This window comes from Arthrobacter sp. TJ-270 (assembly GCF_058269075.1).
In genome coordinates this window covers 168,293-183,319 of the sequence record NZ_JBZCNB010000005.1, presented here as the reverse complement: position 1 = coordinate 183,319, position 15,027 = coordinate 168,293, and the positions used below count along the sequence as shown (strand labels likewise).

The window sequence follows — 15,027 nt, the reverse complement described above, 5'->3', positions numbered from 1 at the left end:
GCTGATGAGCACCCTGCTTAATGTAAAACAATTGAGGGTGGCATACGCCGGCCGAGGTTTCCGCGCCAAGCCACAGGAGGTCCTGCATGGGGTTTCCCTAACGATAAGCGAGGGAGAGACTCTCGGTGTCGTTGGCGAATCTGGTTCCGGCAAGACCACCATCGGCCGCGCGGTACTGGGGCTGGTCAAACCCAGCGGCGGCGAAATCACCTTCAGGGATCGGGACATCACCCACGTCAGTCCCAAACAGCGTCGCGAACTATCCAAGGACATCCAGGTAGTCTTCCAGGATCCTTACACCTCGCTCAACCCATCCATGACGATCGGTGACATCCTCAGCGAGCCTCTCATCATTCAAGGGCGTACCCGGAAGGATGCACGGGCGCGTGTCAGGATGCTCCTTGACCAGGTAGGGCTGCCGACTGACGCCATTGAACGGCTTCCACGGGAGTTCAGCGGTGGTCAGCGTCAACGGGTTGCGATCGCCCGCGCTCTGGCGCCCGAGCCAAAGCTCATTGTGTGCGACGAACCGGTTTCTGCCCTTGACCTCTCTACCCAGGCACGGGTACTGGACCTGTTCATCGATATCCAGCGTCAAACCGGGGTGGCATACCTGTTTGTCTCCCACGACCTTGCGGTCGTGAGGCATGTCAGTCACAGGGTCAGCGTCGTCTATAAGGGGGACATCGTTGAGACAGGGTCGGCTGAAGTGGTGACGTCGGACCCTGAACACCCTTACACCCAGCGGCTTTTGCTCGCTGCCCCGATAGCTGATCCGCTGGCTCAGGAGAAACGGCGCGCTGAACGACGACGGCTCTTGGAACTCCACCGTGAGCAGGACCTGCAGGCAGGTGTTGTCCGCGCATGACTTCAGAACCGATCATCCCGGGCTTCCACCCGGACCCGTCCATCTGCAGGGTAGGCGACGACTACTACCTGGTGAACTCCAGCTTCGAATACTTTCCGGGCGTGCCCATTTTCCATAGCAAGAACCTGATTGACTGGAAGCAGATCGGTAATGTTCTCGATCGAGAGAGTCAGCTGAATGTACGCCCGGGTATCACGGGCGCTGGTGGAGGTATTTACGCACCAACACTCCGGTTCCACGACGGCGAATTCTGGCTGGCGACCACGAACATCACCGACATCCGCCGAGGCCACCTTATCGTCCGCGCCAGTGACCCAGCCGGCCCATGGACAGACCCGGTGTACACGACCGGCGCAGTGGGAGTTGATCCGGACCTGTGCTGGGACGATGAAGGAACCTGCCACCTCACCTGGGCCAACCCCATGGGCGGTATATTCCACGCAACCGTGGACCCGGCCACCGGCGAGTTACAGTCAGATCCGCACGAATTATGGACAGGTACCGGGCTTGCACACCCCGAGGGTCCGCATCTTTTTCACCGCAACGGCTGGTGGTACCTCCTGGCGGCGGAGGGCGGCACCCATCACGGGCATTCCGTCTCAATTGCACGTTCCCGCTCCATCGGTGGCAAGTTCCACGGACATCCGCTTAATCCAATCTTCTCCCGTCGGAGCACTCCGCACGCTGTTCAAAACACCGGCCACGGCGACCTGGTTGAATGCACCGACGGCAACTGGGCGATGGTTCACTTGGGCGTGCGCCCGCGCGGCTCCTTTCCGAAGTACCACGTCAATGGACGGGAAACGTTTATCGCGGGAGTGGACTGGGTGGAGGATTGGCCCGTCGTCCAGCCTGAAACATTCGCCCCTCCGAGGTCCCACACGTCGTTCATCGATCAATTCTCCACCGAACGTTTGGACCCCCGATGGATCTCTCCAGGTGTCGACCCGAACTCCTTCGCTGCCCGTGATGGAAGATCCGGGCTCATTCTCTCCGCCGGCCGAAGGATCGAGGAAACCGAGTCGGTCAGCCTGCTGGGTGTGAGGGCTCGCGATCCAGAGTGGACCGCCGTTGCAACACTTCCAGAAGGTGATGCCGGCCTCGTCGTGCGGATCGATGATCAACACTGGGCCGGAGTTGAAAGGCGAGGGCATCGCCTGTCGGCACGTCTGGTAGTGGGACCACTCGATCAAGAACTGGCCGTCCAGGACGGGGTCTTTCCAGATGCACCGCTAGCCATTCGAGCCATGGGACATGGTGCTGAGCGCCGGTTCCGCAGTGGTCCCGACACCCTCAAACTGGGTTACCTGAGAAACAACGAGTTCCGGAGCCTTGCAAGTGTAGACGGTCGCTATCTCTCAACAGAAGTCGCTGGCGGTTTCACCGGACGGGTCATCGGCGTCGAGGCGCTGGGGTCACCCGCAAGACTGGTCAGCTTCGGATATCAAGGATTTCCGGCATCAAGAGTCCAGGAGGCAGGCCACGAATCCGCCGAAGTTGCGTCTTAGTCAATATCGGGAATGAACGAACGGAGGAACTGACGGACATGTCTGTTAAGCCGCTCCGTGTCCCGGTTGTACAGCCATTGGATTTGCAGTCCGTCGGTCAAAGCAACGAACATTGCCGCCAGATCTTCCGGAGCGCTCTCACTCTTCAGCTCGCCCCGGCCTGCCAATGCTGCGAACGCACCGGTATAGAGTCCTATGGCTGCAGTATAGCGCTGGCGATAGTACTCATGCGCCGGATGGTCAGGAGAACTGGCCTCAGTAGACAGCGTACTGTGCAACTCGATCAGACCGGGCTGCAGGTCGTTTGCGGCAACGGCCTTCAGCAGCGCCTTTATGGCCGCACTATCTTCGGGCACTGTGACCACGTCCACGCCGCGCTCTCGAAAAAACTCCCTTCTTTTCTGGTCTCTGAGTTTCAGGACGCCAGAGAGCAACTCGTCTTTATTAGCGAAGTGGTGAAGGAGCCCTGTGTGGCTGATGCCTACCCGGAGGGCCACGTCCTTCATGGTCAGGTTGTGGAATCCCGTCTGCCCAAAGAGCTCGATGCACGTTTCGAGGATCCTCGACTGCAGAGCTGCGGTTTTCGCGTACGGTCCCCGCTGTTTGGCCGTGGCCGTGGGCATGGTGGTTCCTATCGTCGCCTGTGCTTCTAGAACCAAAATAGCATCAGAATAGTAATTTCATTGGCCATATCAAACAAAGCCGTAGCTTGAAAGCCGGTCAGGGGGAGGAACCTATGTGGCGTGAAAAAGGTTGCACGACGAGGGAAACCTCAAAGTGAATGAACACATCGCGGATGAAGGGAATGCGGCTCGTCCCGCCCGCAAGAGTCAGACGACAATCTACGACATCGCCCGAGTCACCGGCGTCAATCCGTCCACGGTTTCCCGGGCTTTGAGCAATCCTGGTCGGGTAAATGCCAAGACAGGGCAACGCATCCGCGATGCGGCAACCGCCCTGGATTACAGGATCAATCCCATGGCCAGGGCGCTGCCCACCGGGATGACAAGTACGGTTGGTCTCGTCATGTCCGACATCACTAACCCCGTCTACTTCGACCTCATTCGCGGTGCAGGGCGGGCCGCGGAAGCCGAAGGTTATACCTTGGTCCTTGCCGAGTCGCAGGAGTCTTCGGAGTTGGAAGCACAAACTGTCCAGCGCCTTCTGGTCTCGGTTGACGGGCTGGTTCTGGTGGGGACACGATTGTCCGAGCGCGATATCCGCGCCTCCGCAGCCCGCAAACCTGTCGTGCTCGTTAACCGAACTGTGGCAGGGCTGCCGAGTGTGATTCCCGACGTCGTTCCGGGAATCACACATGCCCTGGATCATCTCGCCGAGTTCGGCCATCGTTCTCTCGCGTTCCTGTCCGGCCCAGCCAACTCCTGGATGAACTCCCTCCGCTGGGAAGTCATTTCTGAAGAAGCCCTGAAACGAAACATGTACATTGTCGAAATCGGTCCGGGGCAGCCCACTGTGGAAGGTGGCCATAATGGACTCCACCGCATCCAGGCGGCCGAGGCGACAGCGGTCCTTGCCTACAACGACCTTATGGCCATCGGCCTGCTCACTGCCTGCCAGGAAGCGAACATCGCAGTACCGGAAGACCTAAGCATCATCGGATTCGACGACATCTTCGGTTCCGCGTTCACTTCTCCTCCGATGACTACGATCCGTACCCCTGTGGGCACGGTCGGCGAGTACGCTGTACGTCGCCTCGTGGAGTTTGCGCGCGGTCACAATGAACCTGCTCCGGTCGAGCTCATCACAGAACTCGTGCCTCGTGGATCAACCGCCCCGGTCGTTGCAGGGGCAAAGACATCAGTTGTTTGACTCGCGGACACCGAGCACTGTTACCAGTCCGCCGATGAGGGCGAGGGCACCGGCGACAAGGAACAGCACAGTGTAATTTTTGTCGTTCCCGGTTGCCGCGATAGCCAGGAGGGCGGGGGCTAGTCCGGGGGCAAGCACCGCCGGAATTTTCTGGGAGAAGCTCGTGATCGCCATGAATTTTCCTGCTTGTGATTCCCGGTGTGGGAGGACATCGAGCACGAGTGCCTGTCCTACCGCGATGAAGGCGGCAACCCCCATGGACGAGATCAAGGAGCCTACGATGAGGGTGATGAAGTCGTGAGAGAAGGCCGACACTATCGTGCCTGCTCCGTAAATTACGGTCCCCAACAAAATGAAGGGTTGCCGGCGGTTGGCACGGTCGGAGAACCATCCCCCGCCCAATGCGCCAACGGTAGAAGTGACAATGCTTGCACCGGAAATAACGGCGATAACGGTCGCCACCTCAGCGACGCTCATGTCCAGCCGTTGCGCATAGAAGAATGCTGCATAGCTGGTCGTTAGGGACAGTCCGAGGAAGAAAACGAAACGCCCCGCCCACGTCCACGCAAATGCCGGATGCTCTTTGGGGTTGAAAACAAAACTCTTGAGCACGCTTCCGAGCGAAAGTCGGCCGGATAGCGCGAGCCCCCGAGAATCCTTTTCCGGGGCAAGGATGACGAAGGCGGCAACAAAAAGCGTTCCGACGGCTGCGGGCAGCAAGAATACCCACAACGCATCAGCAGCAACCCTACCGACGAGAATGATCCCAATGACAGGTGAAATTTGCATGGTCAGGCCCGTAAGACCGGATACCTTGCCCCGCTGGAACCCTGTCAGGTTGTCAGCCTGGTAGTTACCGATGGAACCAACAGCCGTACCCCACCCAACGGTTGAAAGAACCCAACCGACCCCAAGCAGGGCAACATTCGGAGCGAAGGCCATGACGGGGATCGCCGCCAGCCCAACAACCATACCGATCACGGTGAACGGCCGCCGCCTGCCCCATCGGGACCTCATTCTGTCGCTCAGGATGCCAGTGAGCGGTGCAGCGATCAGAGAACACAACGAACCGATCCCGAGCATGTACCCCAGGAACTCCTCACGCCCCGGTGCCAGTTGGTCGAGCCTGAGGGCCAGGGAAAAGGCCATCGGCACGATCATCGCCATGCCACCGCCGAAAGTTGCCATAACAAGAAGAACCACCGTTGCCCGACTGACAGGCTGCGGCCGATCTTCGGCAATGTCAGGTGACGGCGACTCGATCGCGGGAGGCGAGGGCAGCGCGACGTTCGACTTCGGTATCCGCCCGGCCTCCGCCTCGAACTGCTCCGAACGCCCTGCCACTTCCTCTCTAGCAACCAAGGTGGGCACCGCCTCTCAAGTTCGGGAGTTCCGCTCCTCGAGGGGAAAGGACATCCACGTTGTAATTACGCTCCATCTGTGTCCGCAGAGCGTCTTAGATGCCGGCTCCTGGCTTCTGGTTCTCGAGGCCTCGCCAGCGAGCGCGGAGTGCGTGGGCCGCCGACTTGGGTTTGCGGTCCCGAGTGAAAACTCCCTTCCTGTTGCCGTCGACGCGGTGGATGCCGTTGGAGGTTTGGAAGTCTGCGAAGTTCCAGACCTGTTCGCCCACGAATGACGGAATGCTGTCGAAGACCCTGTGGTTCATATCCAGATAGGCCGCCTGATACTCCTCCGTCCATGGCATGTCCCATACGGAGTGCAGGCCTGGGAGCGTGTCGGCTCCGTACTCCGCCATCATGATGGGCTTTCCAAACGTCTCAACCCACCCCTGCAACTCACCTCTGAGATAGGTCTCAGCTGTGGTCAGGTCTCCTGTGGCGACATACCAGCCGTAGTAGCGGTTGAGACACATGACATCAAAGAGGTCAGCGATCTTGTCATTCTTGAATGTGGCGAACATGACGACCGCATAGGTGACCGGGCGGGTTGGATCAAGCGACCGGGTCAGCTCCACGAGCGGTTCGAAGTACTCCCTGGCCCCGTCCTCGTTGGAGGATGGCTCGTTTGCGATGCACCACATGACGACGCTTGGGTGGTTCTTGTCCCGGGCGATCAGTTCGCGGATCGCCCGGGCGTGAGCGGTCTGGGTCTCATCGTTGAAGGTTTCAGGTGAGAACGTGGGTGTTGTTGCTTTACCGGTGAGTCCTCCCTGCACGGCGAGGTTGAGCCCAACCGCAGCTGTTTCATCGATGACGACGATGCCGTGACGGTCGGCAAAGTCCATAACCTCTTCGGCATAGGGATAGTGGGAGGTTCGGAATGAGTTCGCGCCCACCCACTCCAGCAGCTGGAAGTCATGCACCAGATAGGCGTCATCATGGCCTTTGCCCCGCACGGGCGAGTCCTCGTGCTTGCCGAACCCTGTGAAGTAGAACGGCTCACCATTGATAAGGAATTCGGTACCGCGCACTTCGACCGTACGTAGGCCAAAGGATTGTGTGTAGCTGTCGATAACCTCACCGTCTTCGAGGATCTCCGTGACGAGGTTGTACAGATAGGCCGCTCCGGGCTTCCAGAAGGTCGCAGCTTCAATACGGAGGCTTCCGGATGCTCCTTCGGTTTCCGCAACCTGGATGCCAGAGGCATCCACCGCGCGAACCCGCACTGTCGAAGAGTCGGATGTCTGAACGTCATACGTCACGACTCCGGTGGTACCTTCGATCCCGGTCACCACTGTGACGTCTTCGATCCGTCGCTGGGGCGTGCTGTAGAGCCAGACGGAGCGGGAAAGCCCAGCGTAGTTGTAGAAGTCGTGCAGATATTTCTGCTGCCTGCGACCGTCCTGAGCCACTGTAATGGACCCGGGAGGGATCGTAATGTTCGTCAGCTCATTGTTCACGCCAATCGTCAGCCGAAACTCCTCCCCCGGAGCAACCAAATCGGTGATATCCATTTCGAACGGGGTGTAACCGCCGATGTGCTGTCCTACGAGTGAGTCGTTGACGTAAACACGGCCTTCATGGGTGGCGGCGTCCACGCGCAGGAAGATCCGGTCCGAAGTCCATCTGCGCGGAACGCAGACTTTGCGCTGGTACCAGGCCCAGCCGACATGGTCGCGGATGGAGGGGTCAACAAAGAGATCGTTGTAACTGGCAGGGACGGCGGCCTCAAGTCCGCTGTCAAGGGTGCCGGCCCAGACCTGGGGCCGTGATTCACGTTCGATGTCGAACGCCCAGAGTCCGTCGAGCGAAACCAGTTCGCGAGTGGGGGTCATTTGTGGTTTGAGCATGGAGTTAGTCCTTTGAAATCTTGGCGGATGTTCCGTTGGTTGGGTTGTGGAGCGTGAGCCGCCACTGCCAGGCGTACTCGTGGCCGTCGAGGCGATGCTTGGGCAGCGTGTCAGGTCCGAGGAATACAGTCCCCACACCGCGATGAACGATGTCTAGATTGACGATGGTTTTGGCAGAGCCGGGCAGTCGCCAGCGGTGGGTAGCCGATTCGAGTTCTTCGATCGAATAACGCGACACGGTCATGTGCAAGGCGCTGGCATGCTCCGTCTTGACGGTTCCTGCCGGACCTTCGAGCAGGAGTTCACGCACTCCCCCTCGCGTGCCGTTGGATTGGGGAACGATGTAGGGCACTGCCAGGTCATCGATTCTGCTCTCCCAAGCTCCCAGAAGCGCAGACTGCCCGCGGTCCGGATAGTTTTCCCAAGGCCCGAGCCCTACCCAGCGTCCTTCTTCAAAGCCGTCAATGAGTTCAAACTCGATGCCGACGCGCAGACCGTCCCGGGTGGATTCGGGCAGGATGACGTGCTCGTCGATGATCCAGTCGCCCGGGCCGGCGGCCGTGATACTGCGACGGTGCGTGACGATGTCATCACCAAAGGCGGTGCCATAAGTACGGGTGACCATGGCATTTTGTCCCTGGTACTCGATCTCGGACTTGATCGGGTCGAGCTCGAAGAAGCCGGAACGCACAAAGCGGTTATCGAGGGCGAAGGAACGGTCGTTATCTGTGAGCGGGCGCCAGAGACACAGTTCGGGCGGGCGAGTCAGCAGTGGATGTGAAAGTGAACCATTCTGGTTGAGCTCAACCTTGATCGGATCAACGGTGGTCAGCTGGTAGTGCTCGGCTCCGAGGTCCACCTGGAGTACCGCTACTTCGGTGCCGACCGGCGCCCACAGTGTGTGTGCCCGCGTCCGCAGCGTCAGCGTCAGCGCCAGCGCACCGGCCTCTCCCGCAGCTGAGCGCACCTGCTCAGGAAGTTGCAGCAGAGCCAGGGTGCCCGGAGCAGTATCAGGGAAGTCAAGGCCGGTTACTTCGACGGGGCCGGCAGCCGTTTCGATCTGCACCTCCGCCATAAGCCCACTGAGGTCGGCAAACGTCTGACGGTTGAGGATCTCGAGCCGACCATCCCGGGCAGCTGTAGCGTCTGATGTGATTCGTACGGGTGCGAAGACCCCCCGGGCTTCAAAGAGTGCCGGCTTCGGCGTGAGGTCCGGGAAGACGATCCCGTAGTTGAGTATCGCTCCGCTATTAGGCTCGTCGCCGAAGTCGCCGCCGTAGCGGTAACGGCCATCGCAGTCAGGGTCCAGGGAGTGGTCACGCCACCCCCAGATGAAGCCGCCCTGCAGTCCCGGCAGTGATTCGAAGAGGCGCCAGTACTCATCCAATCCGCCCATGGAGTTTCCGAGGGAGAAGGCGTACTCGCACAGGATCAGCGGGCGGTCGGCCCGGTTGTCCCTGGCGTATGACTCGAGGGCCGGGAAGGACCCGTACATCGGGCAGACGATGTCAGTTGCGGCGTGGCCCCCATGCCAATCGTTTGCTATGGCGCCTTCATAATGCACTGGTCGGGTGGGGTCAATGTTGCGGGACCAGGCAGCCATGGCGTCGTGAGCTGCGCCGTACCCTGTCTCGTTTCCCAGCGACCAGATGATGACGCTGGGGTGGTTCCGGTCACGCAGCACCATCCGTGAGTAGCGGCGCATGAAACTAGGGAGGAACAGTGGATCGTCGGCGATCTCGCCGGCGAAGGCATGCCCTTCGATGTCTGCCTCGTCCACGACATAAAAGCCGATTTCATCGCACAAATCGAGGAAGACCGGATCGTTGGGGTAGTGCGCTGTCCGCACCGCGTTGACGTTGTTGCGTTTCATCAGCGAAAGCTCCGTCAGGAGGGAGTCCCTTGTCATCACGCGACCTGTGCGTGGATCGACGTCGTGGCGGGCAACCCCTTGGATGAGGATGCGCCGGCCGTTGACGAGAAGATCGCGGCCCCGAATTTCGACCCGACGGAAGCCGATACGGAGGCTTACCTCATCGACAATCTTTCCCTCTGCATCAAGGAGGCGGACAACGAGACTTTCCAGGTGTGGTGTTTCAGCCGTCCAGGGTGCAACGTCCAGCTCCTTCCGCTCGAAGCGTGCCTTTCCGGCGGCCGTCTCGTGGGTGACTGTCTGGGCGAAGTTTCCCGCAATCGCGGCGAACCGTTCTGGCACCTCCGCGCCGGCTGCCTGGATGCTCAGCAGGTCCATGAAGTCGGACGGGAACCGGGGACTCGGCTTACTGGCGCGTTCGTCGATTGGCTTCGGGAGAGTCATTGTTGCCCTCCGCGGTGCGATGGGCAGGGTCTCCTCGCGACCCAGGACTGCTACCTGAACCGACCAATCGACCGCGGAAAGGTGTGCCAGACCGGTGGTCACGATGTCAACGGTCAGCGACCCTTTCCCTGAATCTGCGTCGTAGTCAGGGACGGCCACGACGTCGTCGATGCGCACCTCCGGAACGGTATAGATATAGACCGGCCGGGTAATCCCTGCCTGCCACCAGTGATCCTGATCCTCGAGGTAGCTCTCGGCCGAAAACTTGGTGACAACGAGCACGATTTCATTTGAGTCTTGGGCTATGTGTTCGGTGATGTCGAATTCGGCTGCGAGGTGGGAGTCCGTGCTCAGTCCCACCGGGGCACCGTTGATGAACACGCGAAGCGCCGACTCCGCTGCACCGACATGCAGGATGGCCCGATTACCCGGCTCCGGGGACAAATCGAAGCTCCGCCGATACAGACCGGTGGGGTTGCGCTTGGGTAGCTCCGGCGGAATCTCATCGAAAGGCATCGGCACGTTGGTATAGTGCGGCGGGTCAGTAGGCTCCGACATGGTCCAAAGGCCCGGTACCGTCGTCTTCCCCCACACGTCGCTGACCGGCGCATCGGGCCGTTCCACCAGCTGGAAGTCCCAGGAACCATCGAGGTCAACGTCTACCGGCCGACGCAGCGAAGTCATAGGCAGCCGTCCAACAGGATGCAGGCCTGAGAAGTCGGCCGGCATCGCGGTGAAGTCGGTGATCACTTGGCCTTCTGCAGGGTAGGCGTGCCGGCTCCGACGGCGGCACGGATTTTGTCGAGGGTGTGGAAAACGGCAACGGTGTCGACTGCCGTATGCCACGGGTGTTGCGTGAGACCTGCAGTGATGGCTTCGCTGACTGCGCGCAGCATGGGGATGTACCCGTTGCCTTCCCGATCCAGATCGACGGCGACAGGGTTATGAATGATGGATTGCCAGGAGCCCGCGTGCATCTGCAACGATGTGGTCGCCCAAAAGGGCCCAGGGAGAACCATCCACCCCTTCGTTCCGCTGACCGAGCCGGAAAGGTCAGCAAATTCCTCCGTTGAGGCGGCACATTGAGCGAATCTTCCCCCGCTGTACTCGAGTGTGAAATGCCCGGCAAGGTCCAGCCCATCGTCGCGAACGGTGCCTGCCGCATAGATTGACTCCGGCTCCCCGAAGATGACGTGTGCAAGCGTCACCGGATAGATGCCCTGGTCCAGCAGCGTGCTCCCGCTGCGTGCAAGGTCCCAGCGACTGCCGTCGTCTTTCGGAAACGGCATGCCGAACATGGCCCGCACGCTGCGGGGCTCGCCAATCCGCCCGGCGGCAACCTCGTCCTGCAACTGGATGAATGCCGGATTAAACTTCATCCACATGCCTTCCATGAGGAAGAGGTCACGGTCGGCAGCGAGCTGGAACAGGTCTGCAACCTCGTCTGCGCTCATCGCCATCGGCTTCTCGACCAGGACGTGTTTGCCCGCAAGCAGCGCCTGTCGGGTCATCGCATGATGAGTGGCGAAGGGCGTCGCGATGTAGACAACGTCGATCTCCTCGTCTTCCAGTAGGACGTCGAAGTCATCAGTCGAGCGTGGGATCCCGAACTGCCTGGCGAAGGCAGCAGCCTTTGTGGAGTCCCTGCTGTGCACGGACAGGATCTCAGTGCCCGCGCATTCGGCGAGGTCCGCGACCACACTCGTTGAGATCCTCCCCGTACCCACGACCCCCCAGCGCAGGGTGGCCGGCACGGTGTCGGGCTCATGAAGGGTCTTCATGATGTCCTGGTTCCCGAGCTGACCGGTTGGCCCTTCGATTCAATGGACCCGCTCCTGGCTACGTTCCCGAGCCATGCGAGGCTCGGCTTGGGGTGGCGCTCGAAGGTTGTCCGGTCCACGGCGATGAGCCCGAATGTTGGCTCCCAGTGGCCCCATTCATAGTTGTCGAGCGCACTCCAGTGCAGGTAGCCCCGGACGTCAACGCCGTCGTCCATCGCGGCGGTCAGGTGCTGCAGCGCGGTTTGCGTGTACGCGATGCGCCGTTCATCGTCTGCCGTCGCGATGCCGTTTTCGGTGACAAGGATCGGCACACCGCCTGTAACCTCCCAGGTGTGTCGCACGGCGATGCCGAGCGCGTCGGGCCGGTAGGCATTTCCAACTAGCGTGTTGTCAGGATGTGGCGGGTGGGGCACGATGCCGTCTGCAGTGACGTTCTGGCTGCTGTAGGACTGAACGCCGATGAATTCGTCGCCACGGGCAGCTTCAAGGTACAGATCTTCCCTGACGAACTGCTTCGCGCGCAACATGTCCTCCCCGCCTGGCAGAGCAACCAGTGCCTGGTTCGCAACAGTCCACCCCACTGCCGCGCCGGTTCGTTCACGCAACAGGTCGCGGACAGCGTGATGGGCTTCGACAAGCCGGTAACCGACCTCTGGCTCAGGGTCAGGCAGGACCGGGCGAGCCTCACCCTCGACGGTGGGGCTAAGCCACTTTTGATCCTTCTGCTGCTCAGCTGCCCGGCTCATCGTCGTCATCAACGCGACCATGTTGGGTTCGTTCATGGTGCAGATCCACTCAACGCCGTGGAGGATGCCTGCAACCACTTCCGCATATGCTGTGAACCGCTCGATTGCCCGGGGGCCCATCCACCCGCCCTCCTCAGCGAACCACCGGGGATTCGTGAAGTGATGCAGCGTGATGACGGGCTTCAGCCCCAACCGGAGAGCGGTGTCGATCATACGACGGTAGTGGGCAAGTTCAGCGCCGGAATAGTGGCCGGGAGACGGCTCGATGCGCGCCCACTCGATCCCAAACCGGTAGGCGTTGAGGCCAGCGTCGGCCAAGAGTTGCATATCCTCGGCGTACCGGTGATAGCTGTCAACAGCATCGCCGCTGCGTTCCATGCCAGCCCTGAGTTGTTCTCGGGCCCAGAAGTCGCTGTTTAAGTTGTTGCCTTCTGTCTGATGGGGCGCGGTCGAGGCTCCCCAGAGGAATTCCGTCGAAAGGTTCATCTTTGTACATGCCGATCTGTCAGATAGAGGTGAATCGGAAACCGATTGCCATGTAAAGGATGCTAACATGAAAATAGAAACGCGTCACTAATTTCGATGACCTGAGAGAGACCCAGCGCGGAGCTAAGCGCCCATCGAAGTTTGCGCTTGACCCCTACCCGCAGGGCCGACATCACGGAGGATTGAACCGCAATGGAGCAAACCAAATCTGGCCATTCCCTGAACCCTGGATTTGAAGCCCCGTACGTGGACATCGACGAGGAGCGCGACCTGCCCGTCCGGCACAGGTATGTCCATGGTGGCTTCGAGGGAACCGACACCTGCTTCTCCGTATACTTCCCGCCGGTTCATGAGTACAGCGGTCGCTTTTTCCAGCACATCACCCCCGTTCCCGACAGCGAAAACCTGGCGCAGACACTCACTGGGCGCGAAGACAAAGTCAGCTTTGCCTTCTCCAGCGGCGCCTACTTCGTTGAAACCAACGGGGGCGGACACGGGTCTTCACCAACAGCAGCTGACCACGATCCCAGCATCTCCGCCTATCGGGCCAACGCGGCAGCGGCAGACTACTCCCGCTGTCTGGCCGCAGAATTCTATGGGGCACACAGACCATTCGGTTATGCCTACGGAGGCAGCGGCGGAGGTTTCCGCACTATCGGCGGAGCGGAAAACACCTCCGGAGTATGGGATGGTTTCGTCCCATACGTCATCGGAAGCCCCATGGCTCTGCCTAACGTCTTCACCGTCCGCATGCATGCACAACGGGTACTACGTGAGAAATTCGACGTCATCGATGACGCATACGATGCTGGCGGCAACGACAAGCAGATGCTGGAACTGAGTGCGGAGGAACAGGACGCGCTGACCGAGGTCACCAGAATGGGCTTTCCTCCCCGATCCTGGTTCGGCTACCGAACCATGGGTTCCCACGCTTTCGGCGCCCTATTTGCCGGGCTATTGGCCATGGACCCCGACTACTTCAGTAGGTTCTGGACAGAACAGGGCTACCTCGGTGCCGATCCGGACGCCTCCGTCCACCGGGACAGATTGCAGTGGAATGTTGAGGTCGCTGAGCTGATTCGTGGGGAGGCCGTTGGACAGGGCCACGGACCGCGGGGCGGTGTGGACCAAGCGTTTCGAGTCTCGGAACCCACGCAGGATCAGGTCATCGCTGTTCGGCTGTCAACCAACGCACCGATCAATACTCAGAATGCCGAGTTGACGGTCAGTTCCGGGTCCGCAGAAGGCACTCGGATTTTCCTTGAGCATGTTGAAGCCGATATTGCCACCATCGGCATCTCGGAGGCGGGACGAGCACTGGACGCCCTCAGACCGGGCGACACAGTCACAATCGACAACAGCAACGTCCTTGCTGCGCAGACCTATCACAGGCACCAAGTACCTGGTCCGGAGTACACAGTATGGGACCAGTACCGTAATCCGGACGGTACCCCCACCTATCCACAGCGCCCATTCCTCGTCGGACCGGTGCTTGCCAAGGGTGCCTCAGGAACCGTCCAAACGGGAAAGTTCGAGGGCAAAATGATCGTCGTTGCCTGCTTGCTGGATCGGGAAGCGTTTCCGTGGCAGGCCGACTGGTATGCAGAAAAGGTTCACGAACACCTGGGTGAGCAATTCGATGCCCGTTTCCGTCTGTGGTACGTGGACCACGGCCTCCACGGTGACGGCGGTACTGAGGAAGAACACCCCACCCGCTCCATCCCCTATATTGGTGCCCTGCAGGAGGCTTTGCGACAGCTTGCCGCCTGGGTTGAACGGGATGAAACGCCGGCAGCAGGGACATCGTACAGAGTTGTGGACGGACAAGTGGTCGTGCCGATTACCGCAGCTGATCGCGGCGGCGTGCAGCCGGTTGCGCTGCTGACCGCGAACTCACGTTCCCGTGCCGAAGTTCCTTCAGGGAAGGCGGTTCTGCTGAGATTAACCGCCGATATGCCTTCCCGCTCGGGGGAGATCATTAGCGTCGAATGGGATCTGGACGGCGATGGTGTCTATGACGCTGCAGAAACAATTCAGCCAGCGACCCGGGTTGACCTCACCCATACGGCCCGTTTCACCGAGCCCGGCACCTACTTCATCACGGCGCGAGTGACAGCTCAGGGAGAAGGTGACGCGAACTCGCCCTGGGCAAGGATCGAGAACCTGGCGCGGGCACGCATCGTTGTCAGCTGAACCACCTCTAACCCATTTCCGAGTAACGCCCCATGCTGGGCGAAAATT

Annotated in this window: 10 protein-coding genes; 4 read left to right on the top strand and 6 right to left on the bottom strand. The window is 60.3% G+C overall.

Translation table 11 applies throughout. The annotated features are described in order from the left end of the window. Positions 1-4: 4 nt before the first annotated feature. Together AC4D2M_RS11525 and AC4D2M_RS11520 are read left to right on the top strand one after the other, a co-directional pair. A complete protein-coding gene (locus tag AC4D2M_RS11525) occupies positions 5-868 on the top strand; it encodes an ATP-binding cassette domain-containing protein (RefSeq protein ID WP_490892005.1) in 864 nt (287 codons plus the stop codon). Further along, entirely contained in the window at positions 865-2,376 is a 1,512-nt protein-coding gene (locus tag AC4D2M_RS11520) for a glycoside hydrolase family 43 protein (protein ID WP_490892004.1), read from the top strand. Before AC4D2M_RS11525 ends, AC4D2M_RS11520 begins: the two co-directional genes overlap by 4 nt. Here the strand turns inward: AC4D2M_RS11520 and AC4D2M_RS11515 are convergent. Then, positions 2,373-2,999, bottom strand: a complete 627-nt coding sequence (locus tag AC4D2M_RS11515) for a TetR/AcrR family transcriptional regulator (protein ID WP_490892002.1) — start codon at positions 2,997-2,999, stop codon at positions 2,373-2,375. The genes AC4D2M_RS11520 and AC4D2M_RS11515 overlap by 4 nt on opposite strands. 154 nt (positions 3,000-3,153) lie before the next feature. Between AC4D2M_RS11515 and AC4D2M_RS11510 the strand changes: the two genes are divergently transcribed. Next, positions 3,154-4,206, top strand: a complete 1,053-nt coding sequence (locus tag AC4D2M_RS11510) for a LacI family DNA-binding transcriptional regulator (RefSeq protein ID WP_490892001.1) — start codon at positions 3,154-3,156, stop codon at positions 4,204-4,206. Here the strand turns inward: AC4D2M_RS11510 and AC4D2M_RS11505 are convergent. The 5 genes from AC4D2M_RS11505 to AC4D2M_RS11485 all read right to left on the bottom strand — a co-directional run bounded on the left by AC4D2M_RS11505 (position 4,195) and on the right by AC4D2M_RS11485 (position 12,786). After that, entirely contained in the window at positions 4,195-5,550 is a 1,356-nt protein-coding gene (locus AC4D2M_RS11505) for an MFS transporter (RefSeq protein WP_490891999.1), read from the bottom strand. The genes AC4D2M_RS11510 and AC4D2M_RS11505 overlap by 12 nt on opposite strands. Before the next feature lie 112 nt (positions 5,551-5,662). Further along, complete coding sequence (uidA, locus tag AC4D2M_RS11500; RefSeq protein WP_490891998.1) at positions 5,663-7,456, bottom strand: beta-glucuronidase; 1,794 nt, start codon at positions 7,454-7,456, stop codon at positions 5,663-5,665. A gap of 4 nt (positions 7,457-7,460) precedes the next feature. Further along, positions 7,461-10,523 (bottom strand): glycoside hydrolase family 2 TIM barrel-domain containing protein, encoded by a 3,063-nt coding sequence (locus tag AC4D2M_RS11495; protein ID WP_490891997.1) that lies wholly within the window; start codon positions 10,521-10,523, stop codon positions 7,461-7,463. Further along, positions 10,520-11,554, bottom strand: coding sequence for a Gfo/Idh/MocA family protein (locus AC4D2M_RS11490; RefSeq protein ID WP_490891996.1), 1,035 nt, complete (start codon positions 11,552-11,554; stop codon positions 10,520-10,522). The genes AC4D2M_RS11495 and AC4D2M_RS11490 overlap by 4 nt, the downstream gene beginning before the upstream one ends. Then, a complete protein-coding gene (locus AC4D2M_RS11485; RefSeq protein WP_490891995.1) occupies positions 11,551-12,786 on the bottom strand; it encodes a family 1 glycosylhydrolase in 1,236 nt (411 codons plus the stop codon). The genes AC4D2M_RS11490 and AC4D2M_RS11485 overlap by 4 nt, the downstream gene beginning before the upstream one ends. Before the next feature lie 192 nt (positions 12,787-12,978). On the opposite strand from AC4D2M_RS11485, the gene AC4D2M_RS11480 reads away from it, so the two are divergent. After that, positions 12,979-14,979 (top strand): hypothetical protein, encoded by a 2,001-nt coding sequence (locus AC4D2M_RS11480; protein WP_490891993.1) that lies wholly within the window; start codon positions 12,979-12,981, stop codon positions 14,977-14,979. Positions 14,980-15,027: the final 48 nt, after the last annotated feature.